General features: G+C 41.4%; 23 protein-coding genes. 14 read left to right on the plus strand and 9 right to left on the minus strand.

What is annotated here, in order from left to right:
* Positions 1 to 115: 115 nt before the first annotated feature.
* The 5 genes from prmA to ABXT41_RS00310 form a co-directional block, all read right to left on the minus strand.
* Positions 116 to 1,003 (minus strand): 50S ribosomal protein L11 methyltransferase, encoded by an 888-nt coding sequence (prmA, locus tag ABXT41_RS00290; protein WP_415390845.1) that lies wholly within the window; start codon positions 1,001 to 1,003, stop codon positions 116 to 118.
* 97 nt (positions 1,004 to 1,100) lie between these two features.
* Positions 1,101 to 2,447 (minus strand): acetyl-CoA carboxylase biotin carboxylase subunit, encoded by a 1,347-nt coding sequence (accC, locus tag ABXT41_RS00295; RefSeq protein ID WP_415390846.1) that lies wholly within the window; start codon positions 2,445 to 2,447, stop codon positions 1,101 to 1,103.
* A 25-nt stretch (positions 2,448 to 2,472) separates the two neighbouring features.
* Positions 2,473 to 2,919 (minus strand): acetyl-CoA carboxylase biotin carboxyl carrier protein, encoded by a 447-nt coding sequence (gene accB / locus ABXT41_RS00300; RefSeq protein WP_415390847.1) that lies wholly within the window; start codon positions 2,917 to 2,919, stop codon positions 2,473 to 2,475.
* A gap of 29 nt (positions 2,920 to 2,948) precedes the next feature.
* Entirely contained in the window at positions 2,949 to 3,395 is a 447-nt protein-coding gene (gene aroQ / locus ABXT41_RS00305) for a type II 3-dehydroquinate dehydratase (protein ID WP_415390848.1), read from the minus strand.
* Positions 3,396 to 3,657: 262 nt separating this feature from the next.
* Entirely contained in the window at positions 3,658 to 5,391 is a 1,734-nt protein-coding gene (locus tag ABXT41_RS00310; RefSeq protein WP_415390849.1) for a protein-disulfide reductase DsbD family protein, read from the minus strand.
* 123 nt (positions 5,392 to 5,514) lie between these two features.
* On the opposite strand from ABXT41_RS00310, the gene ABXT41_RS00315 reads away from it, so the two are divergent.
* On the plus strand, positions 5,515 to 6,048 hold the full coding sequence (locus ABXT41_RS00315; RefSeq protein WP_415390850.1) for a copper chaperone PCu(A)C: 534 nt from the start codon (positions 5,515 to 5,517) through the stop codon (positions 6,046 to 6,048).
* Between the two features lie 65 nt (positions 6,049 to 6,113).
* Here ABXT41_RS00315 and ABXT41_RS00320 read toward each other — a convergent pair whose 3' ends face one another.
* Complete coding sequence (locus ABXT41_RS00320; protein ID WP_415391484.1) at positions 6,114 to 7,106, minus strand: adenosine kinase; 993 nt, start codon at positions 7,104 to 7,106, stop codon at positions 6,114 to 6,116.
* Positions 7,107 to 7,366: 260 nt separating this feature from the next.
* On the opposite strand from ABXT41_RS00320, the gene mrcB reads away from it, so the two are divergent.
* Both mrcB and ABXT41_RS00330 read left to right on the plus strand, forming a co-directional pair.
* A complete protein-coding gene (gene mrcB, locus ABXT41_RS00325) occupies positions 7,367 to 9,598 on the plus strand; it encodes a penicillin-binding protein 1B (protein ID WP_415390851.1) in 2,232 nt (743 codons plus the stop codon).
* Positions 9,599 to 9,632: 34 nt separating this feature from the next.
* Positions 9,633 to 10,058 carry a hypothetical protein gene (locus ABXT41_RS00330; RefSeq protein WP_415390852.1) on the plus strand — a complete coding sequence of 142 codons (426 nt, stop codon included), beginning with the start codon at positions 9,633 to 9,635 and terminating at the stop codon, positions 10,056 to 10,058.
* A gap of 83 nt (positions 10,059 to 10,141) precedes the next feature.
* Here ABXT41_RS00330 and ABXT41_RS00335 read toward each other — a convergent pair whose 3' ends face one another.
* Positions 10,142 to 11,311, minus strand: coding sequence for a methyltransferase (locus tag ABXT41_RS00335; protein WP_415390853.1), 1,170 nt, complete (start codon positions 11,309 to 11,311; stop codon positions 10,142 to 10,144).
* A complete protein-coding gene (locus ABXT41_RS00340; RefSeq protein ID WP_415390854.1) occupies positions 11,280 to 11,948 on the minus strand; it encodes an HAD family hydrolase in 669 nt (222 codons plus the stop codon). The genes ABXT41_RS00335 and ABXT41_RS00340 overlap by 32 nt, the downstream gene beginning before the upstream one ends.
* A 156-nt stretch (positions 11,949 to 12,104) precedes the next feature.
* Here ABXT41_RS00340 and rppH point away from each other — a divergent pair, with 156 nt between their 5' ends.
* The 5 genes from rppH to ABXT41_RS00365 all read left to right on the plus strand — a co-directional run bounded on the left by rppH (position 12,105) and on the right by ABXT41_RS00365 (position 17,257).
* On the plus strand, positions 12,105 to 12,617 hold the full coding sequence (rppH, locus tag ABXT41_RS00345) for an RNA pyrophosphohydrolase (protein ID WP_415391485.1): 513 nt from the start codon (positions 12,105 to 12,107) through the stop codon (positions 12,615 to 12,617).
* Positions 12,618 to 12,625: 8 nt separating this feature from the next.
* Positions 12,626 to 14,896: a phosphoenolpyruvate--protein phosphotransferase gene (ptsP, locus tag ABXT41_RS00350; protein ID WP_415391486.1), complete on the plus strand. Its 2,271-nt coding sequence runs from the start codon at positions 12,626 to 12,628 to the stop codon at positions 14,894 to 14,896.
* A gap of 129 nt (positions 14,897 to 15,025) precedes the next feature.
* On the plus strand, positions 15,026 to 15,847 hold the full coding sequence (gene lgt / locus ABXT41_RS00355) for a prolipoprotein diacylglyceryl transferase (RefSeq protein ID WP_415390855.1): 822 nt from the start codon (positions 15,026 to 15,028) through the stop codon (positions 15,845 to 15,847).
* A gap of 1 nt (position 15,848) precedes the next feature.
* Positions 15,849 to 16,754, plus strand: a complete 906-nt coding sequence (gene thyA / locus ABXT41_RS00360) for a thymidylate synthase (RefSeq protein WP_415390856.1) — start codon at positions 15,849 to 15,851, stop codon at positions 16,752 to 16,754.
* Complete coding sequence (locus ABXT41_RS00365; RefSeq protein ID WP_415390857.1) at positions 16,754 to 17,257, plus strand: dihydrofolate reductase; 504 nt, start codon at positions 16,754 to 16,756, stop codon at positions 17,255 to 17,257. The genes thyA and ABXT41_RS00365 overlap by 1 nt, the downstream gene beginning before the upstream one ends.
* A 153-nt stretch (positions 17,258 to 17,410) precedes the next feature.
* On the opposite strand, the gene argA is transcribed toward ABXT41_RS00365, so the two are convergent.
* Entirely contained in the window at positions 17,411 to 18,751 is a 1,341-nt protein-coding gene (argA, locus tag ABXT41_RS00370) for an amino-acid N-acetyltransferase (RefSeq protein WP_415390858.1), read from the minus strand.
* A gap of 259 nt (positions 18,752 to 19,010) precedes the next feature.
* Here argA and ABXT41_RS00375 point away from each other — a divergent pair, with 259 nt between their 5' ends.
* From ABXT41_RS00375 to ABXT41_RS00400, 6 genes are read left to right on the plus strand one after another with little or no spacing between them, the layout of a single operon-like run.
* A complete protein-coding gene (locus tag ABXT41_RS00375; RefSeq protein ID WP_415390859.1) occupies positions 19,011 to 19,940 on the plus strand; it encodes a branched-chain amino acid transaminase in 930 nt (309 codons plus the stop codon).
* A 23-nt stretch (positions 19,941 to 19,963) separates the two neighbouring features.
* Entirely contained in the window at positions 19,964 to 21,031 is a 1,068-nt protein-coding gene (gene waaF / locus ABXT41_RS00380; protein ID WP_415390860.1) for a lipopolysaccharide heptosyltransferase II, read from the plus strand.
* Complete coding sequence (gene waaC / locus ABXT41_RS00385) at positions 21,031 to 22,092, plus strand: lipopolysaccharide heptosyltransferase I (RefSeq protein ID WP_415390861.1); 1,062 nt, start codon at positions 21,031 to 21,033, stop codon at positions 22,090 to 22,092. Before waaF ends, waaC begins: the two co-directional genes overlap by 1 nt.
* Positions 22,089 to 23,243 (plus strand): glycosyltransferase family 4 protein, encoded by a 1,155-nt coding sequence (locus ABXT41_RS00390; RefSeq protein WP_415390862.1) that lies wholly within the window; start codon positions 22,089 to 22,091, stop codon positions 23,241 to 23,243. The genes waaC and ABXT41_RS00390 overlap by 4 nt, the downstream gene beginning before the upstream one ends.
* Positions 23,240 to 24,055, plus strand: a complete 816-nt coding sequence (gene rfaP / locus ABXT41_RS00395) for a lipopolysaccharide core heptose(I) kinase RfaP (protein ID WP_415390863.1) — start codon at positions 23,240 to 23,242, stop codon at positions 24,053 to 24,055. The genes ABXT41_RS00390 and rfaP overlap by 4 nt, the downstream gene beginning before the upstream one ends.
* Positions 24,056 to 24,112: 57 nt before the next feature.
* Positions 24,113 to 25,528, plus strand: coding sequence for a lipopolysaccharide kinase InaA family protein (locus ABXT41_RS00400; protein ID WP_415390864.1), 1,416 nt, complete (start codon positions 24,113 to 24,115; stop codon positions 25,526 to 25,528).
* Positions 25,529 to 25,530: the final 2 nt, after the last annotated feature.

Consider the following 25,530-nt stretch of genomic DNA (forward strand, 5'->3'; position numbering starts at 1 on the left):
TTTTAGTCAAAAGTTTATTATAAAAGCATAAGGGCAGGCTAGCATTTCCAACACCCAATAGCGTTTATATAATTTTATTAAGCGAATAACTGACTTATAAGGTAGCTCTATGGAGCTACAGGAGCCCACGTTTTTTCGCAGTCAATAAAGCCCAGTTTTCTTTATATACAGGCGCATCAAACTCGAACCACGCTGAAAAATTTTCTTGGACCTCTTTACTTTGGTTTTCGATTACCCCTGACAAACAAAGAAGTCCGTCAGGACCAGTCAAAGAAGCTAAGCGTGACGCCAGAGAGATAAGAGGACCGGACAATATATTGGCAATTACAATATCAGCTGGATTATTTGGGGCCTTTTCTGGCAAATATACATCGATGACATTAGACATCAAGCCGTTTCTTTTTGCATTTTCAGTAGTAGCCATTAATGCTTGTGGGTCTATATCTATGCAGGTAGTATTTTTGGCCCCAAGCAACAATGACGCAATAGCAAGTATTCCTGAGCCGCAACCATAATCAATAATAGTTTTTCCTTCTAATCTTGCAGCATCCAGCCACTGCAGACATAAAAATGTAGTGGGATGTGTTCCGGTTCCAAAAGCGAGCCCAGGATCAAGCAATAGATTAATGCTCTCTGGCTCCGGCGGTTTGATCCAGCTAGGACAAACCCATAGACGATGACCGCATTTGATAGGTTGATAATTTTTAAGTGACTCTCTTTCCCAGTCTCTATCTTCAAGCAGCTCCCATCGGTATTCTATTTTTTTTAATTTTAATTGTTGGCTTAAGATGCCACTTATTAGATTGGTGTTAGCTGAAGCATCAAAAAGTCCAGTCATGCTGACTAGGTCCCATAAAGGGTGCTGGCCAATTTCTGGCTCGAGTATTGCTTGATTGCCGTTATCTTCATATGAAACTGAAAGAGCCCCGACATTTGCAAGAACCTCTTCTACTTGCCCTGCCATGGATTTTTTGCTACTTATTGTCAGCTGAAGCCAAGGCATGATATTTCCTATGCGTTATATGGGGTGCGAAGATACTTTAAGTTTGGAAAATTTTTGATTAGAGGGAGGGCAGATGCACTAGTGTTAATTTTAAAAACTAGCCTTGAAGAGCTAGTTTTTTCTCTAAATAATGGATATTAACACTTCCTTTGAGGAACTCTGCATCAGAAACCAGGTCTCGCTGCAGTTCGGTGTTGGTTTTTATGCCCTCAATATGAAGTTCGTCTAGCGCGCTCGCCATTCGCAAGAGCGCAGAACTTCGATCTTTGCCGAAAGTAATTATCTTACCTATGAGAGAATCATAGTGTGGGGGTACCGTGTACCCCGCATATATATGCGAATCGACCCTCACTCCGTTCCCTCCAGGAGCATGATAAGCGGTAATTTTTCCGGGGCTAGGCATGAATGTAGAGGAATCTTCAGCGTTTATTCGGCATTCAAAAGCATGTCCAACAATTTTGACGTCCTGCTGAGTTATACTGAGTTTTTCTCCTCCAGCAATCAAAAGTTGTTCCTTAACAATATCTATACCAGTAACCATTTCCGTTACAGGGTGTTCTACTTGCACCCGTGTGTTCATTTCTATAAAAAAGAATTGCCCGTCTTCATACAGAAACTCAAATGTACCAGCCCCTCGATAACCAATTGTTAGACAGGCATCAACACAAGACTTTAAAACGTTATTCCGTGCAATCTCAGGAATATTTGGTGCAGGGGCCTCCTCTAAAACTTTTTGATGGCGGCGTTGCAAGGAACAGTCTCGATCGCCTAGGTGAATAGCATTGCCTTGTCCATCGGCCAGTACTTGGACTTCTACATGGCGTGGATTCTCTAAAAATTTCTCCATATAGACGGTGCCATCACCAAAAGCAGATTGTGCTTCTGCTTTGGTCAACTGTATAGCGCTGATTAATTCGATTTCGCTATGAACGACACGCATGCCTCTGCCGCCCCCCCCGGCAGCAGCTTTAATAATAACCGGATAGCCGACCTTAATTCCGATTTTTTTGTTACGAGCGACATCATTAGTTAGGGGTCCGTTTGAGCCTGGTACAGTAGGGACCCCCGCTTTTACCATGGCCTTTATAGCGGCAACTTTGTCACCCATTGTGCGAATAACCGAAGCAGTCGGTCCAATAAAAATAAAGCCACTTTTTTCGACCTGCTCAGCAAAATCAGCATTTTCAGCTAGAAATCCATAACCGGGGTGCACTGCCTGGGCATTTGAGATCTCCATGGCGCTAATGATCGCTGGCACATTCAGATAGCTATGTGTTGAGGAGTTTGGGCCAATACATATAGATTCATCGGCGAGCAACACATGTTTAAGATTTGCGTCAGCCTTTGAATGAACTGCAACAGTTTTTATTCCTAGCTCTTTGCATGATCTAAGAATTCGTAGCGCGATTTCACCGCGATTGGCAATAAGCACTTTTTCCAGCATAGCTGTTGCTCCTGTCCTTTGCGGTTTAAACTATAGAGATAAGTGGTTGGTCAAACTCCACTGGTTCACCATCTTTGGCTATGATTGCTCCAACAGTCCCCGCTTTGTCAGCTTCAATTTGATTCATCATCTTCATAGCTTCAATAATGCACAATATATCACCGATATTGACATGCTGGCCTTCCTGAACGAAGGCCTGCTCTCCTGGAGCTGATGAGCTATAAAAAGTACCAACCATTGGAGACTTCACAACATGTCCCTCAATGGTCGTGGCTGCAGATTCTTCATTATGTGAGATCTTTGTAGCCGTAGGTACAGGCCTCGTAATGGGTGCAGTCAAACTGACCGGTGAAGCAACAAATGCACCGCCACGGCTTATGCGAATAGACCCTTCAGCCTCTTTAATTTCTAGCTCATTAATGTCCGAATCTTCTATCAAATCTATTAATTTTTTTACTTTCCGAATATCCATCTGTGCTCACTCTAAATAGGGGGGGAGGGTTATTGTTGGTGGCCTAGTTCTACCAGGGCCACATTTAATGCTAATTCATAGCCAAGGCTACCAAAGCCACAAATTACTCCTTTGGCGATATCAGAGAAATAGGATGATTGCCTAAATTCTTCACGTGCATGTATATTAGATAAATGCACTTCAATAAAAGGGATGTCTATCGCCAGTAGTGCATCTCGGAGTGCAATACTAGTATGGGTAAAAGCCGCAGGATTAAAAATAATGTACTTCGTGCCTTCTTCTTTTGCGGTATGTATGCGCTCTATCAGGGCATGCTCTGAATTGCTTTGAAAGGCCAACAGCCCACAATCCTTTTTTTTGCAAATGTCCATAAGGCCTTGATTAATAGTGTCAAGATTTTGGTTTCCGTAGAGGTCAGGTTCTCGAGCCCCTAATAAATTTAAGTTTGGGCCGTGAAGTACTAGTATAGTAGCCATGATTTTCCTGCAAAAATTATTGAAGAAGTATATTGATACACCGACTGTACTTTTTAGGAGACCCAAGTCTGCATTAAAATTTATAAACTGTCCAATTTTTTAGATTTTTGGCTCTTTTCGCTACAATCTTACGTAAAATTGCAGATTTTTAGAAAATTAAGCTATCATTTGACTGCCATTTGAATCATTTTATCCATAGTTTTAAGAAGATAGGTGCAAAATCACAGAAATTTTATAGTATTTTTATAAATATGTGCAATTTTTATCGTATTTTCGTTGAAAATGCATCAATTACACTGCTAACAGTTAATATTTGAGGCAGAATTATAGGGGTAGTTTCTCCTGAAGGATAAAATAGGTATAGAGGAACGCCACTCCGATTTTGATTATTTAATAATTTGGTAATTTCTGGATCATAGCTGGTCCAATCCCCCCTCATGTAGATAACGTTTTGGGACTCTAGGCTAGCTAAAAAACTTTTTGAGTTTAGTACCAATTTTTCGTTAACCAGGCAGGTGATGCACCAGTCTGCTGACAAATTAACAAAAACTGCATTTTGATTTTTAATTAGCATGTTCAATGCATCTGCTGAGTAAGGCCTCCATGCGTCATTCTGGGAGTTCATGCCTTGCTTGTCCCAAAACAGCAAAAGAAAAGCGGAAAGAAACGCCGCTATTGCCACCAAACCAATTATTCGGGTCTTGTAAATTTTCAAAAGCCAAATTGCAAACAACATAAGAACAACGCCACACACCACTGCAGACAGTGTGTCGCTGTTAGTTTGCCTGCCAAGAACCCAAAGCAACCAGACGGATGTTAAATATAATGGAAATGCTAGAAATTGTTTAAAGTGATCCATCCATGCTCCAGGTCTAGGAAGTTTTTTGGATAGGCTAGGCAGGCAGGTGATAAGAAGTATGGGAAAAGCCATACCGAGACCTAAAAAAATAAAGGTGCTTAGTGCAGTCCAGATCGGCTGTGTTAGCGCAAAGCCTAAAGCAGTACCCATGAAAGGCGCAGTGCATGGGCTGGCGACCAATGTAGCAAGCAACCCAGTCATAAATGAAGAAATTAGATTGTTCCCTTCGGTTGTTTTTTGACCCCAACTCATTGGCGCGCTTCCTAGTGTTAGCCACCCAGAAAAATTGAGACCCATGAGCACAAATAAATAGATTAGGAGTCCAATAAAAACTGGGGATTGCAACTGAAACCCCCAGCCTATACCTGCGCCTGCACTACGCAAAATTATCAGAAGCGCTCCAATAGCTATAAAGCTTATTATGATGCCTGCAGTGTAGGCCAATCCATGTAAATATTTGCCGTTAGGGTTCGTGCTTAGACTGGACAAGCTCATTGCTTTAATGGAAAGAATTGGAAATACGCAGGGCATAAGATTAAGGATTAGTCCGCCCAAAAAGGCCAGCATCAGCATAAGGGGCAGAGCACTCAACCGATCCTGCGCTACTTCATTGCTAGTTGAAAATTTTTGCTGAGCTGCTTCTGTAATCAGGGGTGCCGGTTTATCACTATCTAGAAAGATGGTTTGGCGTCTGGGGGGGTAACAGAGTCCAGCATCAGCACACCCTTGTGATTCAATGACAATTTTTTGTGGAAGATCTTTTAGGGGAATAAGAATTCTGGTTTGATGATAGTACACTTCCAGATTTTTCTCATAGTAGTCATCGTAAATAGACTGCCCAGCTTCATAATGTGGCCTGATATTCAGCGGCCTATGGTCCAAACTAAAAAAATTAAAACGATCTCGATAAAGATAGTAGCCTGAGGCTATATACCAGTTTAGAATAAGATGCTTGTCTTGAGTTTCTGCGGTGAGCTGGAAGGCCTTTTCCACAGGCAAAAAATTAGTATTTTGAACGATAGAGGATTGGCTATATTTTGCCTGGCCAGTAGCGATGTTTTCTTCAAAATTGGCGATCGCAGCATTTGTCGCAAGCAGCAAGCAAAAGAACAAAAAGTGTAGAATTTTTTTTATCATCTGACCGCTCATTAAAATTGGTTCGGGCTCAAAAAAAGAACTTGATAATATATTCTACAATTCCCAGTTACGGTTTACTTGTTTTTTTAGACAAATTCGTATTTTAAGGGCTTTTAAAAAGTAATGAAAATTTTTTTTTCGGGTAGATATTTGGGTATTTTCTTAATAGTAGTGTTAGCTACGTCTTCCCAGGCGATAAACGCGTCTAAACAAGATGATATGGGTGGTCACCATGCTCACTCACATGGAGACTATAGTGCTCATGATGGAGTCGGTCAGCTAGCAGTTAGCGATGGGTATATTCGCAAAATGCCCCCAGGACAAAAGGTAACAGCTGCATTCATGATACTACAGAATTTTACAGATAGGGCATGTCGAGTAATAGGTGCGTCTACAGACATTGCTGACAGAGTCGAAATTCATAAGCATTTTTATCAGAATGGGGTTATGTCTATGCGACCTGTTGAGGGGGTGGAGTTAGCCCCTGGAAAGAAGGTGTCTTTCGAACCCGGTGGTTACCATTTAATGTTATTTGGATTAAAGCGTGAACTAGACGAAGATGAGCAGCATAGAGTCACTCTTATTTTTGATAGGTGCCCAGAATTACCTTTTGATGCAAAAGTAAGAAGTATTTTTCACAATAAACATCAGCATTAAGCATGGCAGTTGACACTACTTTATTATAGCTTTCGATCAAAAGTCTGAGTTTAAGGCCCTAAATTTTATAGCGAAGCTAATATTTTGGGGTATTGCTCTGGGTTTAGTCTAGGCCCAGCCTGGCTGACTACATGCGCTGCTGCCAAGGCGGCAAAATTTCCAGATTTTTTGTAGCCATACCCATGTGTAATACCATACAAAAAAGCACCGGCGAATATGTCTCCTGCTCCGTTTGTATTGATAGCGATTGCGGGGTGAGCCTCAATTAAGTGTTGATTTTCACCATCGAATACTATTGCCCCCTTATCCCCCATAGTTAGAACATAGGCCACTGCAGATTGCTTAAGCAGTTCTAAGGCGCACTCTAGGTCACTACCTTCTGTCCAGCTGACGGCCTCCGCCTCATTGCAAAAAAGAAGGTCTATTTTTTTACCGAGCATTTCTTTTAGTCCAGACTTAAAGAAAGTTACCATTGCTGGATCTGATAAGGTGAGCGCAATTTTGATACCACACTTTTCTGCAATTTCTCGAGCTCGAATAGCTGCTTTGCGCCCAGTATCTGATGAGACGAGATAGCCTTCAATGTACAAGTATTCAGATTGCCTAATTGCTTCTGCATCAAGATTCTCAATCGAAAAAGTTTCACTTACACCGAGGTATGTATTCATGGAGCGCTCAGCATCCGGAGTAATCAAGACCAGGCATTTTCCTGTAAGGCCCTCCGTTAAGGCGCTATTGGAGTTAAATTTAACACCGGCATTGTCTAAATCATGAAGATAGAATTCTCCATCCGCATCATTAGCTACCCTACAGGAATAAAAGGCTTTTCCGCCAAAAGCGCTGAGTGCAATAATAGTGTTGGCTGCTGATCCGCCACTAGCGCGCTTAGAAGTGGACAGTTGGTCTTGCAAATGATGTATAATTTCTTGCTGACGATCTTCATCCACAAGAGTCATTAAGCCTTTTCCTACCTCTAGATGCTTTAAGTCTGAGTCAGTGACTTGTATTTCAGTGTCCACCAGCGCTGCGCCGATGCCATAAACATTGTATTTGGACATGTGTGTAGAATATTTGTTGTTATAGAATAGAGTAGCATTATCTGTCTTGCAGGCTAACAGTGAAAGCCCTAATTGCAAATAAAGGCCTGCTGTTTCTAAACCAGCAGTTTTTGACACCCATTTGCTGACTAGTGCGAGTTTTTGAAAAGTGTGTTTTTAAGTACAGAGGGATATCTTTGGTTCAAGGAATAGCAAAGAAAGGCCGAAGCAAAAGTAACATAAGCAATAAAGATAATTCTCGCTTGGCTTGGATTTGGCGAATGATTATTTTTATTCTTGTCGCCACCACTATATTTTTGGTAATAGTGGATGTGTTTGTCTATAAAAAGTTTGTCGGTAAAAAGTGGTCACTGCCGTCCCATGTATACAGCCGACCCTTAGAGTTATATCAGGGGCTGTCTTTGAGTCGACAGTTGCTTGAGTGGGAGCTCAAAGAGCTTGGTTATAAGAAGGTTGATGCAGCTAAAGCCCCAGGTCAATTTAGTGTATCTGAGCAGTCGGTGGAATTTTTCTCTCGTGGTTTTGAGTTTTGGGATGAAAGAGAACCCTCCAAATTGATGATAGCCATATTTTCTGGAGACAAGATATCTGGTCTAAAAGACAGTCATGGTAGAGTTATAGCGATAACAAGATTAGAGCCTATGATGATAGGGGGTATTTATCCATCCCGCAAAGAAGATCGTCAGTTGGTGAAGCTTGACAAGGTTCCTCCGACATTAGCAGCAGCATTAGTTGCAATAGAAGACCAGGATTTTTATCGACATCAGGGAGTTTCTTTTAGAGGAATAACGCGCGCTTTTCTTGCCAATATGACAGAGGGAAAAATCGTCCAAGGTGGAAGCACTATTACACAGCAGCTTGTTAAAAATTTTTACCTTAACGAAAGACGAACGTTATCTCGGAAAGCACTAGAAGCAATAATGGCAGTATTGCTGGAAATCCATTTCACTAAGCAAGAAATTCTTGAGACATACATCAATGAAGTGTACTTAGGTCAGTCTGGAGACAGGGCTATTCATGGCTTTGAAATGGCAAGCAACCATTACTTTAATCAGCCGGTTCAAGAGCTGCAGTTACACCAGACGGCTTTACTTGCTGGCCTTGTTAAGGGGGCGTCGTTTTATAATCCTTGGCGCCATCCTAAGCGTGCTTTAAATAGACGAAACCTAGTTCTCGATGTAATGAACTTGGCGGGTGTCATAAGTAGAGTCGATGCAACGACAGCTAAAGCAAAACCACTGGCGATTATCTCCCCTATATCTGGTCGGAGTCACTTGAAGTATCCGTCTTATTTAACTCTAGTAAAACGCCAGTTGCGTCAGACGTATAAACAATCAGATCTACAAACAGCCGGACTTCGAATATTTACCAATTTTGATCCTCAGATCCAGCGTAAAGTTGAAGACAAGATCGCAAAACGGATTGAAAACTTAGAATCAGGTTATGGTATTGAAATAGGGAAATTACAAAGTGCTTCTGTGATTGCGCGTGTAGGCTCAGGGGAAGTGGTAGCTGTTTCAGGAGACAGGAAGCCAGGCTTTGATGGCTTTAATCGCGCCCTGGATGCAAGACGTCCCGTGGGATCAACTATTAAGCCTGCAGTGTATTTGGCAGCCCTAGAAAATCCTGAATCTTATACCTTAAACAGCAAAATTGAAGACACCTCAATTTCTGTGAGTACAGAAAATGGCGATATTTGGCAGCCACGTAATTTTGGGAGGAAAAGCCATGGCCTGATACCTTTATATGAAGGATTGGGGTATTCTTATAATCAAGCTACAGCTAGACTTGGTATGAATGTTGGTTTGCCTGCAGTCATAGATAGCATTAAAAGACTGGGGTATTCGAGACCATTGCCGAGGCTTCCTTCTTTGCTGTTGGGGTCAATTGAAATGTCACCGATAGAGCTGGCGCAAATGTATCATACGATTGCAGCAAACGGGTTTTATTCACCACTTCGTGCAATTAGCAGTGTATTTACCGCTGAAAATATTCCACTGAAGAGGTATCATTTTGAGGCCGAACAGCGATTTGACAACAGGGTTATGCACTTAATTAGTTACGGACTTCAGGTAGTTTTACGAGAAGGCACCGGAAAAAGTGCCTACCAAAGATTACCAGAAGAGCTACTGTTGGCCGGAAAAACTGGCACGACTAACGATCAGAGAGATAGCTGGTTTGCTGGGTTTAGTGGCAATTATTTAAGTGTGGTATGGATGGGTCGGGATGATAATGGAAAAACTCCTCTTACCGGAGGTTCTGGTGCACTAAGACTCTGGATAGACATCATGGTTGAGCTTGAAAATCGATCTTTGGTTTTTCAAAAACCTGATGGTGTAAATTATTATTGGGTCAGCTCGAACCAGAATGGCTGCCATAAACCAAGATATCTGCCATTCATCGCGGGTAGCGAGCCAGATAAAAGAGAAAGCTGTGCGTCGAAAAATGATACAGGTGTTTTAGGCTGGTTTAGTCGAAATCTCGATTGGTAAGACCTTATTTATTGACTGCTGGATGATAAGAAGTATGAAGACTGGGTTGCAGTATGCAGTTATTTTCACGCTTAGCTTTTTCTTAGCGGCAGCATGCACTCCAGTCACGCCATCGGGAGGCAGGCTTCCCTCATCAGGTCAGGCCATTACTCCAAGTAGCCCTATCACAGATTCTGTATCAAAGGACGCAGTGATCAAATTGCTTGAGGATGCTTGGCGATACAATCGTGAAAGACAGCATGATCGATCTAATGCCGTAGCAGAAAGAGCAATGCGCATTAACCATTCAGAAGCTGAAATTTATCTCGTCATGGCATCAAATTATTTTTCTTTAGGGCAGTTTTCTCTTGCGGAACAAGTAGTCTCGAAGGGGTTACCGCTAGCATCTGGCAACAAACCAATAAAGGAAAGTTTAAACCAATTCTTGATTTTGGTTCGTGCAAAAATTATTCAAGAATAATCTATGCTGTGCGGCGTGATGAACGCAAAATTTTTTGAGAATACGAGGAAGTTAGCAATAAATTTGCTATGCGATTAGCGTCGTTATTTTATAAGTAGTATCAATTTGAAACTTTTAGTTTCAGCCACTAGTTTTATTTTAAAAAATTTTTCAGCATAATTTTCTAATGGAACAAATCTATTAACGACGAACAGCGCCATTCCTCTTGGCTTTAGGCGCTTATAGCTGTTAGCAACAAATTGCCGAGTAAGTTCGCTGTCAGTTGTAAAGCCTTTATGGAACGGCGGGTTACATATTATCGCATCAAATAATTGACCAATGTTGTCGGCGCAATTGCTAGCCACTACTTCACCATTAAGTGATAGCGCAGAAAAATTTTTTGAACAAGCTATTATTGCAGCAGCATTATTATCGGTAGCGACAATTTTCGCCTTAGTGTGCTGGCTGGCTCTTATTGAAAGATAACCATAGCCGCAACCAAGATCCAAAATATTGGCTGGCTCTTTATTAAAAAAACTTAGAAATTCTGGAAAAAAATCGCCTAAAAAAGCGCTACCTTCGTCTATTTTCTCCCACCCAAACAAGCCTGGTTTGCTAGTCAGCATTTGGCCGGAGAAAGGGATACATTTCGTCAGATGGGCATAGCCTTTGTCTTCAATTGCTAGCTTTGCGAGTTGATTTTTTTCAGCCTCTCGCCGTTGAGTGATTGATAGATAAACCATACCATTTTTGTTTATTTGTGTTGATGCCCCAAAATATTGTGCTGCTTTTTCGCCATAGGTTTTAATACCATCACTTTTCTCTCCGCTCATTAGCAGTTCGCCATTATCCGCAAGCAATCGATAAGCACTTTTAATAATATAGTGAGTCAAGGCTTTTTCTTTGGATACACGAAATAGCACTTGGCTAAAACTATTATCAGGAAAATCTGAAAAATCAAAATCACTGAAAAAAATGTTAATTTTTAGGGATTTTGCGTGCTCGAAAATATCATAGCGATTGGTTACAACAGTTGTTTGACTGCAAGACAGAAATGGTAAATTGGAGCCTCTTACGTTCTCATCGGCAATAATTAGTCGAGAGCCAGAGACATCGTTGGCTTTATTTAGCAACAAGCTAAAACATGAATCTTGTATTTTGGAGTTATGAGCAGAATAGTTAGTCACGATATAGAATGCCCTTAATTGCTCGCTCTGTAATTTATTAATTTTTAGTTTAAGGTCAGTCTCGTAAACTGATGGTTTTCCAGCCACGACGAGTGGCCTCTTCTTTTAGCTTAGGGCAAGGATCTACTGCTACAGGATGACTTACAACCTCTAGTAGAGGCAAGTCATTAATCGAATCACTATAGAAGCTGCTCCCTTCAAGACTAAGGTTCGATGTCTTGAGCCAGTTGTTTAGGCGCTTAACTTTACCTTTTTGAAAACTTGGTATTCCGGATACTTGGCCGGTAAATTTGTTGTCAGATTCTTCAAGCTCAGTAGCAATTAAATGCTTAATACCTAATTTTTTACATATAGGCGCTACAATAAATCGATTTGTTGAGGTCACCACCATTAATGTATCTTCTTTGTCTCGGTGTGTTGTTAATAATGCTTCCGCTTTATGAAGCCACATGGGTTCAATGATTTTTTTCATAAATTCTTTATGTAGAGCATCGAGCTCGGAACGAGCTAGGCCAGATAATGGAGCTAGTGAAAACTTCAGATACGCTAAGATGTCTAATTTCCCAGCCTGATAGTCTGTGTAAAATTGATCATTTTTACTTTTAAAGTAAGCGGAATCTACAATTTTTTTTGTTGTTAAGAACTCCCCCCAGCTGTAATCGCTGTCACCGGCAATAAGAGTGTTGTCTAAGTCAAACAAGGCTAAGGGCATGATAGGGTCCATGAAGTTAGTATGCGCAGTATAGTTTAACGAAAGATAGAACTGTCCTCAATATGATATTTCATGTAAATTATGTAGTTATAGAGATGTTTAACTAATCAAAAAACCAGCTATTTAGAATTCTGTATGTTCGAAATATTTCTGGTTGAGAGCATTATTGTGGTTGATAAAGACGGATTTCGTCCAAATGTTGGCATTATAGTTTCTGATGGTATGGGCAAGTTGCTTTGGGCTAAGCGTATTGGTCAGGATGCTTGGCAGTTTCCTCAGGGCGGCATTGATGCTGAGGAGTCTTTAGAAACTGCACTTTATCGCGAGCTCTTTGAGGAAGTTGGTCTTGAGTCTCAGGATGTCGATATTCTTGCTTGCACTAAAGAGTGGCTCCGCTATCGTCTGCCTCAGAGTATGCAGCGAAAGAATTCAAACCCCTATTTTGTTGGACAAAAACAAAAATGGTTCCTACTTCAGCTCTTAAGCAACGAAAAAAAGATATCTTTGGATCAGACCCCACATCCTGAGTTTGATAAGTGGGCTTGGGTAAATTACTGGTACCCTGTTAATCAAATTGTCGAGTTTAAAAGGAATGTTTATCGCAAAGTACTGAAAGAATTTTCACCACTACAGTGCAATCTTGAAAAAAAGGCTGAATCTTACCCGAGGGTGATAAGGTAAATATGTCTATTCTCGAATCACTACGAAAAATTGTACAAGAAGCTAATTCAGCTAAAAACTTTGATGAAGTTCTCAATGTCATTGTACACCAAGTTAAGAACACTATGGATACATCAGTGTGCTCTGTGTATCTTTATAACAAAAAGGACGATAACTATGTCCTTATGGCAAGTGATGGCCTTAATCTAGATGCTGTTGGTTCAGTTTGCTTACCTTCTGGCAAAGGACTTGTTGGTTTGGTAGCTTCGCGCGCAGAGCCAATTAATCTTGAAGAAGCTTCTGTGCATCCTAGATTTGCCTTTTTCCCCGAAACAGATGAACAGTTATTCCACTCCTTTTTAGGCTCACCAATTATTCACCAGCGAGTAGTTCTTGGTGTGCTGGTCGTACAGGATAAGCAGACTCGTCGCTATGATGAGAGCGAAGAGTCTTTTCTTGTGACAATTGCCGCCCAGCTGTCTGGCGTTATTGCTCATGCTAATGCTACAGGTGAGCTGAATCGAACGCTTAATCCTCAAGATACACCCACCAATGAGCGTATTTATTCTGGTGTAGCAAGCGCCCCAGGAATTGCTATAGGCACTGTGATAGCAATGCATTCTCATACTGCCTTACAGGCTACTCCTTCAAGACAAGCGATAGATGTTGACACAGAGCTTATTTTATTTCGAAAGGCGATGAGTCTGGTTAAAAGTGATATGCGTGCCCTAGATAAAAGTATGGTGGGAATATTAAGCGATCAAGAGCGAGCCCTGTTCGATGCCTACGTATGTATGCTAGATGATCAGGCTTTGGGTGGAGAAGTTATTGTACTTATTAACGAAGATGGTCTTAGTGCACAAAGTGCATGGACTCAAGTTATATTAAGTCACATTAATATGTTTAAAAGTATGACCGATTCGTACTTACGAGAGAGGGCTTCTGATCTAGAAGATCTGGGGAGAAGGGTACTAAGTTATCTTCAAGAGACTGAAACTAAACGTACAGTATTTCCGGATAATATTGTCCTCGTAGGTGAGGATCTATCAGCTGCTTCTTTTGCTAGTGTTCCGCTAGAAAAAATTGTTGCTATCGCCTCTGTTAAAGGCTCCCGTAATTCGCATTTGGCAATTCTTGGTCGAGCTATCGGTATTCCTACGGTTATGGGCGCGATCGATCTGCCTTGGGGTAACTTGGACGGTGAAGAGGTTATAGTTGATGGTCACAATGGACATGTTATTGTTTACCCAAATACTTCATTGCGTAAAACCTATGAGAGCCAAGTCCTTGAAGAAAAACTATTAGCGGCCGATCTTGAAAAATTTTTAGATCAACCCTGCGAAACCTCTGATGGACATAAAGTTTCTTTATGGGTAAATACCGGCTTGCGCATTGATTCAATGTTGTCGCTCGATCGAGGTGCTGAGGGTGTAGGACTTTATCGAAGTGAAATCCCATTCCTAATGCTGGACCGCTTTCCGTCTGAAGAAGAGCAGCGTAAATCCTATCGTGAGCAATTAGAGATGTTCTCCCCCAGGCCCGTCACTATGAGGACTTTAGATATTGGGGGCGATAAGGATTTATCTTATTTCCCCATTGAAGAGGAAAATCCATTTCTTGGTTGGCGAGGCATCAGAGTCTGTCTTGATCACCCCGAAATTTTTTTGGTGCAACTTAGAGCCATGATGAAGGCTAGCCTGGGGCTAAACAATCTCAGTATATTGTTGCCTATGATAGCCAGCATGACTGAGTTAGACAGCGCCTTGGTGCTAATTAATCAAGTTTATAACGAGCTTACACAAGAGGAGGGATATGAGATTCAAAGGCCTCATGTAGGCATAATGATTGAGGTGCCAGCAGCAGTTTACCAAATTCATGAGTTTGCCCGTAAAGTTGATTTTCTCTCTGTTGGCACTAATGATCTAACTCAATATCTATTAGCAGTTGATCGAAATAACTCAAGAGTTGCCGATCTGTATGATTTTTGTCACCCCGCTGTCTTGAGAGCGCTTAGGGTTATTGCCAGTGGAGCAAAGGATGAGTGTACTCCCATTAGCGTTTGTGGAGAGATGGCAGGTGACCCAATTGGGGCCATACTGTTGATGGCTGCAGGCTTCAGTGTGCTTTCTATGAGCGCCACCAGCCTATTAAAAGTCAAAGCTATGTTACGTCAAGTGAGCTTAGTGGAGGCGAAGCAGTTGCTTGAAGATGTATCCTTAATGCCAGATGCTCAATCTGTCAGAAATTATGTGGAGCAAGCGCTTAACAAGGCTGAAGTTTCAGGACTTTTTAGTCGTTAATATCTATATTGATTGTCGCTATTACTAGCTTCATGGTTAGATGGGTTGGTTATAAGAAGTCATTGAATTTTACCCAAGATAGATAACAGTAGTATTATCACTGAAACTATCCTTAGCTAAAGTTGTTACATGCTAATTTATCCAGAAATCGATCCTATTATTTTTTCCTTTGGGCCCCTAAAAATCCATTGGTATGGGTTAATGTACTTGCTTGGTTTTTTTGTGGCTTGGAGAATTGCACTTTTTCGTAGCCAATCGAATTGGTCGCCCATACGCAAAAATCAAATAGAAGATCTAATTATTTGTAGTGCCTTCGGGGTAATATTTGGTGGTCGTTTTGGTTACGTAGTGTTTTATAATTTTGAACAATGGCTTCTGGACCCTCTATGGTTGCTGCGCATCTGGGAGGGAGGAATGTCTTTTCATGGCGGATTGCTGGGTGTTTTGGTGGCACTTTGGTGGTATAGCCGAAAAATAAATAAGTCTTTTCTAGCTTTAGGTGATTTCGTGGCACCTTTGGTCCCGATAGGTCTCGGTTTAGGCCGTATAGGTAATTTTATGGGTCAAGAGCTTTGGGGTAGACCAACTGATTCTTGGGTAGGAATGATATTCCCCAATGATCCTGACCAGCTATTAAGGCATCCTTCTCAACTCTACGAGTGCTTTTTGGAAGGCCTGCTGCTTTATATTGTGTTGATTGTAGTCTCACGAAAACCGCGACCGAGGGGTGCTTTAGGGGGCTTATTCTTGTCGCTCTACGGTAGCTTTAGATTTATTGTTGAGTGGTTTCGAGAGCCAGACATTGCTATTGGTTTCGACTTATTTGGGTGGATGACAAGAGGCCAGTTATTGAGTTTGCCTATGATATGCATCGGTACAACACTTATTATATATGCTTATTTTAGCGCTAACTTTAATAGGAAATTGGTTGATAAAAGAGGCCAAGAGTAAAATGAAGCAATACCTTGATTTAGTCCGACACATAAAGGACAACGGAGTTCGAAAAAGTGATCGAACAGGCACTGGAACACTTAGTATTTTTGGCTATCAAATGCGATTTGATCTCAGTGAAGGCTTTCCTTTGGTTACTACTAAAAAGGTTCACCTTAAATCAATTATCCATGAATTAATTTGGTTTATTCAAGGTGATACTAACATCAGATATTTAGTAAAAAATGGGGTAAATATTTGGAATGACTGGCCATTTCAAAATTGGTTAAGGGAGACAAAACAAGAGCAGAATTTCCCTACGTACTCAAAAGCATGGCGGGAAGAGATGGCCCAGTTTGTGATTCGCATAAAAGAAGATGATGCATTTTCTCAAAAATATGGTGATCTGGGCCCCGTTTATGGGCGCCAATGGAGAAACTTTGAAGGGGTCGATCAACTCGCTGGGGTTGTTTCAGATATTCAAAAAAATCCTGATTCTAGACGGCTAATTGTCTCGGCTTGGAATCCCAGAGATATTCCAGTTATGACTAAGTCTGGATTGCCGCCCTGCCACACTTTGTTTCAGTTTTATGTGGCAGAGGGACGACTATCCTGTCAGCTCTATCAGCGCAGTGCCGATGTTTTTTTAGGGGTGCCTTTTAATATTGCATCTTATGCGTTGTTGATGTTAATGATTGCTCAGGTTACAGGCTTACAGCCTGGAGATTTTGTGCACACGTTTGGAGATGCACACTTGTATGTTAATCATTTAGAGCAGGTCGAAAAACAACTCAGTCGTGTTCCTCGACCTATGCCAAACATGGCTGTTAATTCATCAGTAACAAGCTTGTTTAATTTTACATATGAAGACTTTAAGCTAGAAAATTATGAGCCTTGCCCTGCAATACCAGCACCGGTGGCAGTGTAATGACAGATAAAATGAGACTCTCTCTAATTGTAGCTATGGCTAATAATCGAACTATAGGCCTAAACAACACTCTACCTTGGCATTTGCCAGGAGATTTGAAATATTTTAAATCTATTACCATGGGAAAACCTATCGTAATGGGCAGAAAAACTTTTGATTCGATTGGCAAGCCTTTACCTGGTCGATTGAACATCGTGATTACGCGTAATACTAACTGGTCTTTTAGTGGTGTTGAGGTTGCCTTATCCTTGGATCAAGCAAAAAATATTGTTTCATTGATGGATGAATCTATGTCGGAGATTATGGTAATAGGTGGGTCTGAAATATATAACACAGCCATCGATCAGGCAGACAGACTTTATATCACTCGAGTGCAAGCCTCGTTTGAGGGGGATACTTTTTTTCCTTTGTTTGATGAAGAGATTTGGCATGAAGTAAGTCGTCAAGAGCCAGAGCAGCAAGGAGAAACACCCTACTTTTTTCAAATACTAGAAAAAATTTGAGGGTTGTTTGCAAGAAAGTTTTTTATTTTTAAGTTAACGTCCCTTGTGGCACACTTGTCTGCACTTGAAGCAAGCATGGCGTAAGCCTTCACAGCTACACCATCAACAAAGAGTTTAATAATAACAGAGAGGAGTCGAAGGGGTCAGTAATCTTCATAGTTTTTTGCAGAAAACCTTAGAGTTTCTTTGGAAGTTATAAAGAGATTGGCGTTTTATGGGCAGTTCTTCTAAAGAAGAGCCAATAAAGCCTTTTTCCATAAACCAGTGACTTGCCTGAACAGTAAGGACAAACAATTGGCTGATTGCCATCTTAGAGGCTTTATTTTCTATAGACCCCAATAACCGGCCAGCATGGCCTTGGTTCATAAACTCAGGGTGTGTGACAACGCATGCTATTTCTGCTGAAACCCGATCATCTAAAGGATAGAGGGCACAACAACAAATAATAGTACCTTCTGTGTGTTCTATTATGGAAAACTTTGAAATCTCTAGCTCTAATAGTTCCCGAGACCGCTTTACTAAGGCCCCTTTTTCTTCTTGGGGTGCAATTAATTCCAGAAGCCCTCCGATATCATCTATCGTTGCTTGCCGAATAATTTCGTTGCTATTTTTTAAAATTAAAGTGCCTCTTCCGTCGCGAGTGAAGAGTTCTTCTAAAAGCGCACCGTTAGAAGTATAGCTAATAATGTGACCACGACTGATGTTGCTTTCGCAGGCTTGATAGCACGCCTTAAGTAAGCGTTGCTGTTCCGAGTCTTTATCTGTTTGATTCAGACGATTTAACGCTTCACTTAGGGACAAAGTTTTTAATAGCCCCCCGCGATGATCAAAAATACCTTCGTTTTGGCAGAACATAATTAATTTTTCTGCGTTTAGAGCAACAGCAGCTTGTGCCGCTACATCTTCATAGTTTAGATTGAATATTTCTCCCGTAGGTGAATAACCAATCGGTGAAAGCAATACGATAGCATCGTCGTTAAGGTGCTTTTGAATAACCGCCTCATGAACCCTTCGAACTTCACCGGCATACTGGAAGTCCACACCATCCTTTATACCTATTGGCTTTGCAGTAATAAAATTACCGCCTACAACTTGTATTCGTGAGCCGTGCATAGGGGAATTGACCGCTCCGATAGAGAGCATTGCCTCGATGTTGATCCTTACGTTCCCCACTGCATCCTTTAGGTAAGACATAGCAGTAGAGTCGGTAATATCAGTTTGCTTGTTGGATCTTTCATTGAAGCCGGAAATTTTTAGGCGGTCATTTAATTGAGATTTAGCTCCATGTACTAAGACAAGCTTAATGCCCAGACTATGCAGTAAAGCAATATCAAGAATTATGTTGGCAAAATTTTCATGGCCCACCGCCTCTCCGCTAAAGGCTAGCACAAAAGTTTTACCCCTATGGGTGTTTATATAGGGGGACGTGTCGCGGAGGAATTTCACGTGCTCAGTCACTGTATTTGCTTCGCCCATTTGATGGTTAGCTTTCATAGAGTTCTTTTTTAGACGTCTGGAGATGCATCAAAATAAAAGTAATTAACCCTATTATAAATAATGCAGGTTATAAACAACAGTGGCCAAGCTAGCCAATTTAAAATTTTAAATATTTTTATTCAAACAAGAATTACTGTAAGAAATTCTTCTTCATAAGACTACGACTTTGTTATGAGCATTGTTGAGGGCTATAATTCATCTTCGAAGCTTATAATAAGCGTGTCTGATTAAAATATATTTTATGTAGGAGTATTAGATGTCATTTGCCGATAGAGATGGTTGGATTTGGTTTGATGGTGACATGGTTCCTTGGCGTGATGCTAAAGTGCACGTTTTAACCCACACACTTCATTATGGTTTGGGGGTTTTTGAGGGCGTTAGAGCATATGAAACTGAAGAACAAGGTGCCGCCATTTTTCGTCTGCAAGAGCACACTGATCGTTTGTATGGGTCGGCAAAAATTTTAAACATCAATATACCTTATACCAAGGAGCAGCTAAATGAAGCCCACAAATTGGTGGTTCGTGAGAATGGACTGCATCAGGCATATTTGCGTCCTATGGTATTTCTTGGCTCCGAAGGAATGGGTTTGCGTGCAGAAGGACTGAAGGTCCATGTAATAGTTGCAGCTTGGGATTGGCCGTCATACATGTCCCCTGAAGCATTAGAGCAGGGCATTAAAGTTCGCACGTCTTCATATACTCGGCATCACCCAAACATTGCTATGACAAAAGCGAAGGCTAATGGTAACTACATCAACTCCATGTTGGCATTAAGGGAAGCCTTGGAATGTGGCTGCGAAGAAGCCCTAATGTTAGATGTGGAGGGATTTATTGCTGAAGGCAGTGGTGAAAACGTTTTTATTATTAAAAATGGAATTGTTTATACCCCAGAGCTCAGCTCTTGTCTCGATGGAATAACGCGTAAAACTGTCATGCAGTTGGCAGAAGAAGCTGGTTATAAAGTTATCGAAAAGCGTATCACTCGAGATGAAGTGTATATTGCAGACGAGGCGTTTTTTACAGGCACTGCGGCAGAAGTGCTTCCTATTAGAGAGCTAGATGGCCGAATTTTGGGTGCTGGACATCGGGGCCCTGTCACAAAACTTATGCAGTCGCAGTATTTTGATTTGGTTCGAGGTCGGGTAGCCAAACATTTGGACTGGCTTGCCCCTGTAGGAAAGTGACCGTAGAATTTCCTAGGAAGCCCATGACAGCTAGTAAAAATATGGCACCGAAAAATCAAGCAATAGGGAACAAAGTTTTGGTTGTTGGGCCATCATGGGTGGGCGACATGGTGATGGCTCAGTCGCTGTTCATGTTACTTAGACAGCAAGACCCAAACGTATTAATTGATGTGTTGGCTCCGAGCTGGAGTCGCCCAATACTAGAGCGTATGCCGGAAGTACGTCGAGCGATTGACATGCCTATTGGGCATGGAAGTATTATGTGGGGCGATCGACGCAAAATTGGACTTGAGTTACGCTTAGAACATTATGCTCAGGCGATCATTTTGCCTAATTCAATGAAGTCCGCATTAATCCCTTGGTTTGCCAAAATCCCATATAGAAGTGGATGGAAAGGCGAAATGCGCTATGGCCTGCTAAACGATCTTCGTCATTTAGACAAGGGTTCTTACCCCCTAATGGTGCAACGTTTCGCTGCGCTTGCTTTACATAAGAGCGCGGAGCTACCAGACAGTTTACCACGGCCAGCTTTGACTGCTGATAGTCAAAATGCGACAGCACTTTTGGTTCGCTTGAGCTTGACGAGCGGGCGAAAAATTTTAGCTTTATGTCCAGGGGCAGAATTTGGACCTTCCAAGCAGTGGCCTGAAGAGCATTACGCTAAAGTGGCGGCTAATAAGATCTCTGAAGGCTGGCAGGTTTGGTTGCTAGGTTCTGAGAAAGATAGAAGGGTGGGGCAAAAAATTATTGATAGCTTGTCATTTAATTATCGTGAGCATAGCTACAACTTGGCTGGTGCTACAAAATTAGGTGACGTGATTGATCTGCTCTCCATTGCTGATGCCGTAGTGAGCAATGACTCAGGGCTAATGCATATAGCTGCAGCCTTAGGTCGACCTTTGGTGGTGGTATATGGATCCACTTCTCCAAAGTTTACCCCACCTTTGGGAAAGAAAGCAGTTATGTTGTCTGTTCCTGTGGACTGCGGACCTTGCTTTCAGAGAGAGTGTTCAATTAAGAGCATGAAGTGCCTTAATGATTTATCTCCAACCAAGGTAATTTCAGAGCTATCACAACTGGTTCCCAATTAATGATAAAGGTACTAGTGATAAAAACTTCATCTTTGGGTGACGTTATTCATACACTTCCAGCTATTAATGACGCTATCTCTGCTATCCCAGATATTACATTTGACTGGGTCGTGGAGGAGAATTTTTCTGAGATCCCTGGTTGGAATTATAGAGTTGATCAGATCATTCCAGTTGCATTAAGGAGGTGGCGCAAAAACCCTTTTAGATCTTGGTATTCTTCAGAATGGATAGAGTTTAAAAGAAAGATGAGCTTTCAGCATTATGATGCAATAATCGATGCGCAAGGCTTACTGAAGAGTGCTTGGCTTGCCAGATATGCAAATGGGCAAATATATGGCTTTGACAAATACTCTGCTAGGGAGCCGCTAGCATCAAATTTTTACGATCATCTCGTGAGTGTGCCTAAAAAATTGCATGCTGTGGAGCGAACTCGGCTTTTATTTTCTAAATCATTAGGGTATTCGCTGGATTTTCGGCGGGGAACATACAATCTTCCTTTTGAGTCAGACAGACAGCGGTCTGTTGTTTTGCTTCACGGAACTACCTGGGCATCAAAGCATTGGTCTGAAGAGTCGTGGATTAAATTAAGTAGTATGCTTATAGATGCAAGTTATCGAGTTTGCTTGCCTTGGGGTGATGAAGGAGAAAGGCAGCGTGCAGAAAGGATTTCTCAAGCATCTGGAGCTAAAGTGCTGCCTAGAATGTCTCTTACAGAGATAGCTTCAGTCCTGTCAGAGTCGGCTGGATGTATTTCTGTAGATACAGGTTTGGGGCATCTGGCTGCTGCCGTGAATACCCCCACCTTAGCTATTTTTGGGCCAACGAATCCATTTTTTACAGGATTCTATGGTCTTCATCAGAAAAACTTAGTCTCGGAATTTAAATGTACTCCTTGCATGTCTCGAAAATGCTTATACCCTTCAAACTTAGATCAAACAGCACCTTGTTTTGAAGAGCTGACAGCAATTAGGGTGTTTGATGAATTTGTTAGGCTGATAGAAAAATCGGTTTCCCCGGAAATAATCAGTGTCGTGAACCAGAAAAAGGAATCTAGCGAATGAGGCTAGCATTTTGTTTGTATAAATATTTTCCTTTTGGGGGCATGCAGAGAAATTTTCTTAAAATTGCCAAAGAGTGCACTGATCGCGGACACAAGGTTGTTGTATATACGATGGCTTGGCAGGGAGAGCAGCCAAATTTTTTAGAGATAGTGATTGTTCGGGTAAATGCTATTAGCAGTGCAAGAAGGTATCAAAAGTTCTCCGTTTGGCTTAATAAAAATTTAAGAAATGAATCTATAGACTTAAGGGTAGGATTTAACAAAATGCCAGATTTAGATGTTTATTACTGCGGAGACCCTTGCTTTGAGTACAAATCTCGTAATTTACGCCCTTGGTGGTATCCATATACGAATCGTTACAGGCACTTTTCTAAATTTGAAAAGGCTGTCTTTGAGCGCGGGTCTGAAGTAGATATTCTTATGTTTTCTCCCATACAAAAAAAATTATTTCAAAAATTTTATGATACAGAATCATCTCGTGTGGCGATGCTTCCCCCAGGAATTAGCCGTGATCGTTGCGCTTCAGTTAATTCGGCTGATATTCGAAAATCTTTTAGAGAAGAATTTGGTTTGGGTGCTGATGATATTTTGCTTTTGCAGATTGGCTCAGGATTCCGAACCAAGGGGCTTGATAGGAGTTTACGTGCAATCTCGGTTTTACCTTCTAAACTAACAGCCCGCGTGCATCTATATATTATTGGACAAGATGATCCTAAAGAATTTGCATCTTTAGCAAAAAGTCTGGGAATTTCTAAGTTAGTAACTTTTTTTTCTGGCCGAAACGATGTCCCCAGATTTCTGCAGGGAGCAGATATTCTTTTACATCCATCCTATGCTGAGAATACCGGGGGGGTGATACTCGAGGCAGTGGTTGCGGGCCTGCCAGTTTTAGTAACAGATGTCTGTGGGTATGCTCATTATGTAAAAGAAGCAAAAGCTGGGATATTGCTGGAGTCACCTTACTCTCAAAATATGTTTGACTGCAGGTTAGAAGAAATGTTGCTGGAAGATAAACGTAAATGGCGCCAAAATGGAATTAATTTTGCTAAAGAAGCCGATATCTACGATATGCCGGCAAGAGCTGTTGATGTGATTGATCGGGTGATGAAAAAAAAGTGGACTGCAAAGAATTGGGCGGATAGGGTCGAATGAAACTATTCCTGGCTGAGCCTTTTGCATCAAAGTGGGAAAATATCGACCCATTCAAAGAAGTATTTTTGCTTGCAGGCGAAATTTATCGCGATATGGGCGATCGCTGCACGAGTCGCTTCGAAGTGGATGGTAAGGCTTACTTCGTAAAGACTCACACAGGAGTGGGATGGCTCGAAATTTTCAAGAATCTCTTTTGCTTGCGAAGACCTATTTTAGGCGCTGAAAATGAATATCAGGCTATTGTCCGACTGGGTGAGCTGGGAATCAAAACAATGGTAGTGAAGGCCTTTGGTTCCAGTGGGTGGAATCCAGCGAAAAAGAAATCGTTCTTAATCACTGAAGCGCTCGAGCCTACAAAACCTCTAGATGAGTACTGTAATTCTGAAATTTTAGTTGCAATGGGGGCATTTCAGCGACGCAGTTTGGTCCGAAGGCTTGCAGAAATTACCCGAGCGTTACATGAAAATGGTATTAATCATCGCGATTACTATTTATGTCATTTCTTAGTTGATGTTTCTGAGCGCCATTCAGAGGATTCTTTTGTTAAGAGGCCAATTTCTTTGATTGATCTTCATCGTGCACAAATTCGTCAACGTACCCCTAGACGTTGGAGGCATAAAGATTTGTCGGCTCTTTATTACTCAGCAAGTCGTATAGGATTTAATCGAAAAGATATGCTTTGCTTTATTCGAGAATATAAAGAAAAATCTTTGAGGGATACCCTGAAACATGACTGCAACTTTTGGGGATCTGTAGTTCTTCAAGCTCAAAATCTTCACCAGAAAGGTGTTCGAAAGGGTTATCATACTTGAAGCTTATTATCAGTACCGATGACTGTCATTTTATAATGCTCTGTTCTAGAGGGATAAATGGTGCCTAAATTGTTATCTCTTGATTATCTTAAATCGACAAAAAGTGCCGAAGCCACTCCTTTTGAGCTAGAAATTCCGGGAAGAGAGCCTTTTTTTTGTGAGGAAATTTTCAGACATTTGCCTGGTAAACGATTAGTTTTTCGTTCTCGATGGGGCGGGACAGAGGTCTTGGTTAAGCTATTCTTTCAGCGCAAAGATTTTGAGGCTGAGCAAGCCGGGCTGAATGCCATGCATTGTGCTGGGGTGCTTTGCCCAAAGAAAATTTGGGGTATGGTGGATACAGAGCAAGGCTATTTTATTGCCACTGAATTTCTGGCTGAAGCTTCCACTCTGCAGGATTATTACCAGAGCCTTTCTAAAAAACAGTTCCTTCCATTGCTTTGCGGTGCTGTAAAATTAATTGCTATATTGCATCGAAACGGCTTGATGCAGGAAGATATTCATTTCAGTAACCTTATGGTTAGACAGGAAAAAATTTATATGATTGATGGAGGCGGCATTAAGAAATTAAGCACTCCGATAGCCAACCTGGCGCTCTTTTTTGCACAAATGACGCCTGATTATGACCATATGGTTCATTCTGCTATTGATTCATATAATTCAGATTTACCTGTGACGAAGGATCTCTTGTCTGCAATAACAGATATGAGAGAGATTCGCATTAAGAGGTATTTAACCAAGACTCTGCGCTCTTGTACAAAATTTCGAATGTTTAAGACAAGGTATTTTTTTGCCGTTGCAAAAAGAAGTTTTTTGACTAAAAACCTCAGGCAGTTAATTGATGAGCCAGAAGTAGCCATAGGTCAGGCTACATTTATTAAGCGTGGCAATAGTGCCACAGTCCTTAAGATTGCTGTTGATGAGTGCAATTGGGTAATAAAGCGCTATAACATCAAGAGTTTTTGGCATAGATTAAGTCGTTGTTGGCGTCCAAGTAGAGCGTGCGTTTCATGGCAAGCTGCTCATCGCTTAGCATTATTGGGAATTTCTACTCCGCGACCTATAGCCATGCGAGAAAATAGAAATGGGCCTTTTCGGAGAGAGGCATATCTGATTACTGAATTTCTAGATGGTAAAGATCTTCATGCATGGCTGCTCGCTTCACAGGACGATAAAATACCTAATTGGTTAGGCCAAACGGTACTCCATTTGTTTGACACTTTATGGCATAGCCGAGTTAGTCACGGAGACATGAAGTCCACTAACTTTATGATTTCCGGTAAGACGCTGCATGTGATTGATCTAGACGCAATGAAATGGCATAAGTCAGAAAATTCTTTCAAAGAAGCCCTCTCTGGGGATCTACAGAGGTTTATGGATAATTGGCAAGGCAACACCTGGATATATTTTGAAAAATTGCTGCGCCCTTTTTCAGAAAAACTTAATATCACTTTAACCAACAAAAAGGTCTAATC

It is taken from the genome of Porticoccus sp. Uisw_050_02, assembly GCF_047729555.1.
GTDB lineage: Bacteria > Pseudomonadota > Gammaproteobacteria > Pseudomonadales > Porticoccaceae > Porticoccus.

What these genes read in the sequence shown, in the direction of transcription:
- prmA (WP_415390845.1), bottom strand. Translation starts at nt 1,003, where the DNA reads ATGCCTTGGCTTCAGCTGACAATAAGTAGCAAAAAATCCATGGCAGGG.
- accC (WP_415390846.1), bottom strand. Translation starts at nt 2,447, where the DNA reads ATGCTGGAAAAAGTGCTTATTGCCAATCGCGGTGAAATCGCGCTACGA.
- accB (WP_415390847.1), bottom strand. Translation starts at nt 2,919, where the DNA reads ATGGATATTCGGAAAGTAAAAAAATTAATAGATTTGATAGAAGATTCG.
- aroQ (WP_415390848.1), bottom strand. Translation starts at nt 3,395, where the DNA reads ATGGCTACTATACTAGTACTTCACGGCCCAAACTTAAATTTATTAGGG.
- ABXT41_RS00310 (WP_415390849.1), bottom strand. Translation starts at nt 5,391, where the DNA reads ATGATAAAAAAAATTCTACACTTTTTGTTCTTTTGCTTGCTGCTTGCG.
- ABXT41_RS00315 (WP_415390850.1), top strand. Translation starts at nt 5,515, where the DNA reads ATGAAAATTTTTTTTTCGGGTAGATATTTGGGTATTTTCTTAATAGTA.
- ABXT41_RS00320 (WP_415391484.1), bottom strand. Translation starts at nt 7,106, where the DNA reads ATGTCCAAATACAATGTTTATGGCATCGGCGCAGCGCTGGTGGACACT.
- mrcB (WP_415390851.1), top strand. Translation starts at nt 7,367, where the DNA reads ATGATTATTTTTATTCTTGTCGCCACCACTATATTTTTGGTAATAGTG.
- ABXT41_RS00330 (WP_415390852.1), top strand. Translation starts at nt 9,633, where the DNA reads ATGAAGACTGGGTTGCAGTATGCAGTTATTTTCACGCTTAGCTTTTTC.
- ABXT41_RS00340 (WP_415390854.1), bottom strand. Translation starts at nt 11,948, where the DNA reads ATGGACCCTATCATGCCCTTAGCCTTGTTTGACTTAGACAACACTCTT.
- lgt (WP_415390855.1), top strand. Translation starts at nt 15,026, where the DNA reads ATGCTAATTTATCCAGAAATCGATCCTATTATTTTTTCCTTTGGGCCC.
- thyA (WP_415390856.1), top strand. Translation starts at nt 15,849, where the DNA reads ATGAAGCAATACCTTGATTTAGTCCGACACATAAAGGACAACGGAGTT.
- ABXT41_RS00365 (WP_415390857.1), top strand. Translation starts at nt 16,754, where the DNA reads ATGACAGATAAAATGAGACTCTCTCTAATTGTAGCTATGGCTAATAAT.
- argA (WP_415390858.1), bottom strand. Translation starts at nt 18,751, where the DNA reads ATGAAAGCTAACCATCAAATGGGCGAAGCAAATACAGTGACTGAGCAC.
- ABXT41_RS00375 (WP_415390859.1), top strand. Translation starts at nt 19,011, where the DNA reads ATGTCATTTGCCGATAGAGATGGTTGGATTTGGTTTGATGGTGACATG.
- waaF (WP_415390860.1), top strand. Translation starts at nt 19,964, where the DNA reads ATGACAGCTAGTAAAAATATGGCACCGAAAAATCAAGCAATAGGGAAC.
- waaC (WP_415390861.1), top strand. Translation starts at nt 21,031, where the DNA reads ATGATAAAGGTACTAGTGATAAAAACTTCATCTTTGGGTGACGTTATT.
- ABXT41_RS00390 (WP_415390862.1), top strand. Translation starts at nt 22,089, where the DNA reads ATGAGGCTAGCATTTTGTTTGTATAAATATTTTCCTTTTGGGGGCATG.
- rfaP (WP_415390863.1), top strand. Translation starts at nt 23,240, where the DNA reads ATGAAACTATTCCTGGCTGAGCCTTTTGCATCAAAGTGGGAAAATATC.
- ABXT41_RS00400 (WP_415390864.1), top strand. Translation starts at nt 24,113, where the DNA reads ATGGTGCCTAAATTGTTATCTCTTGATTATCTTAAATCGACAAAAAGT.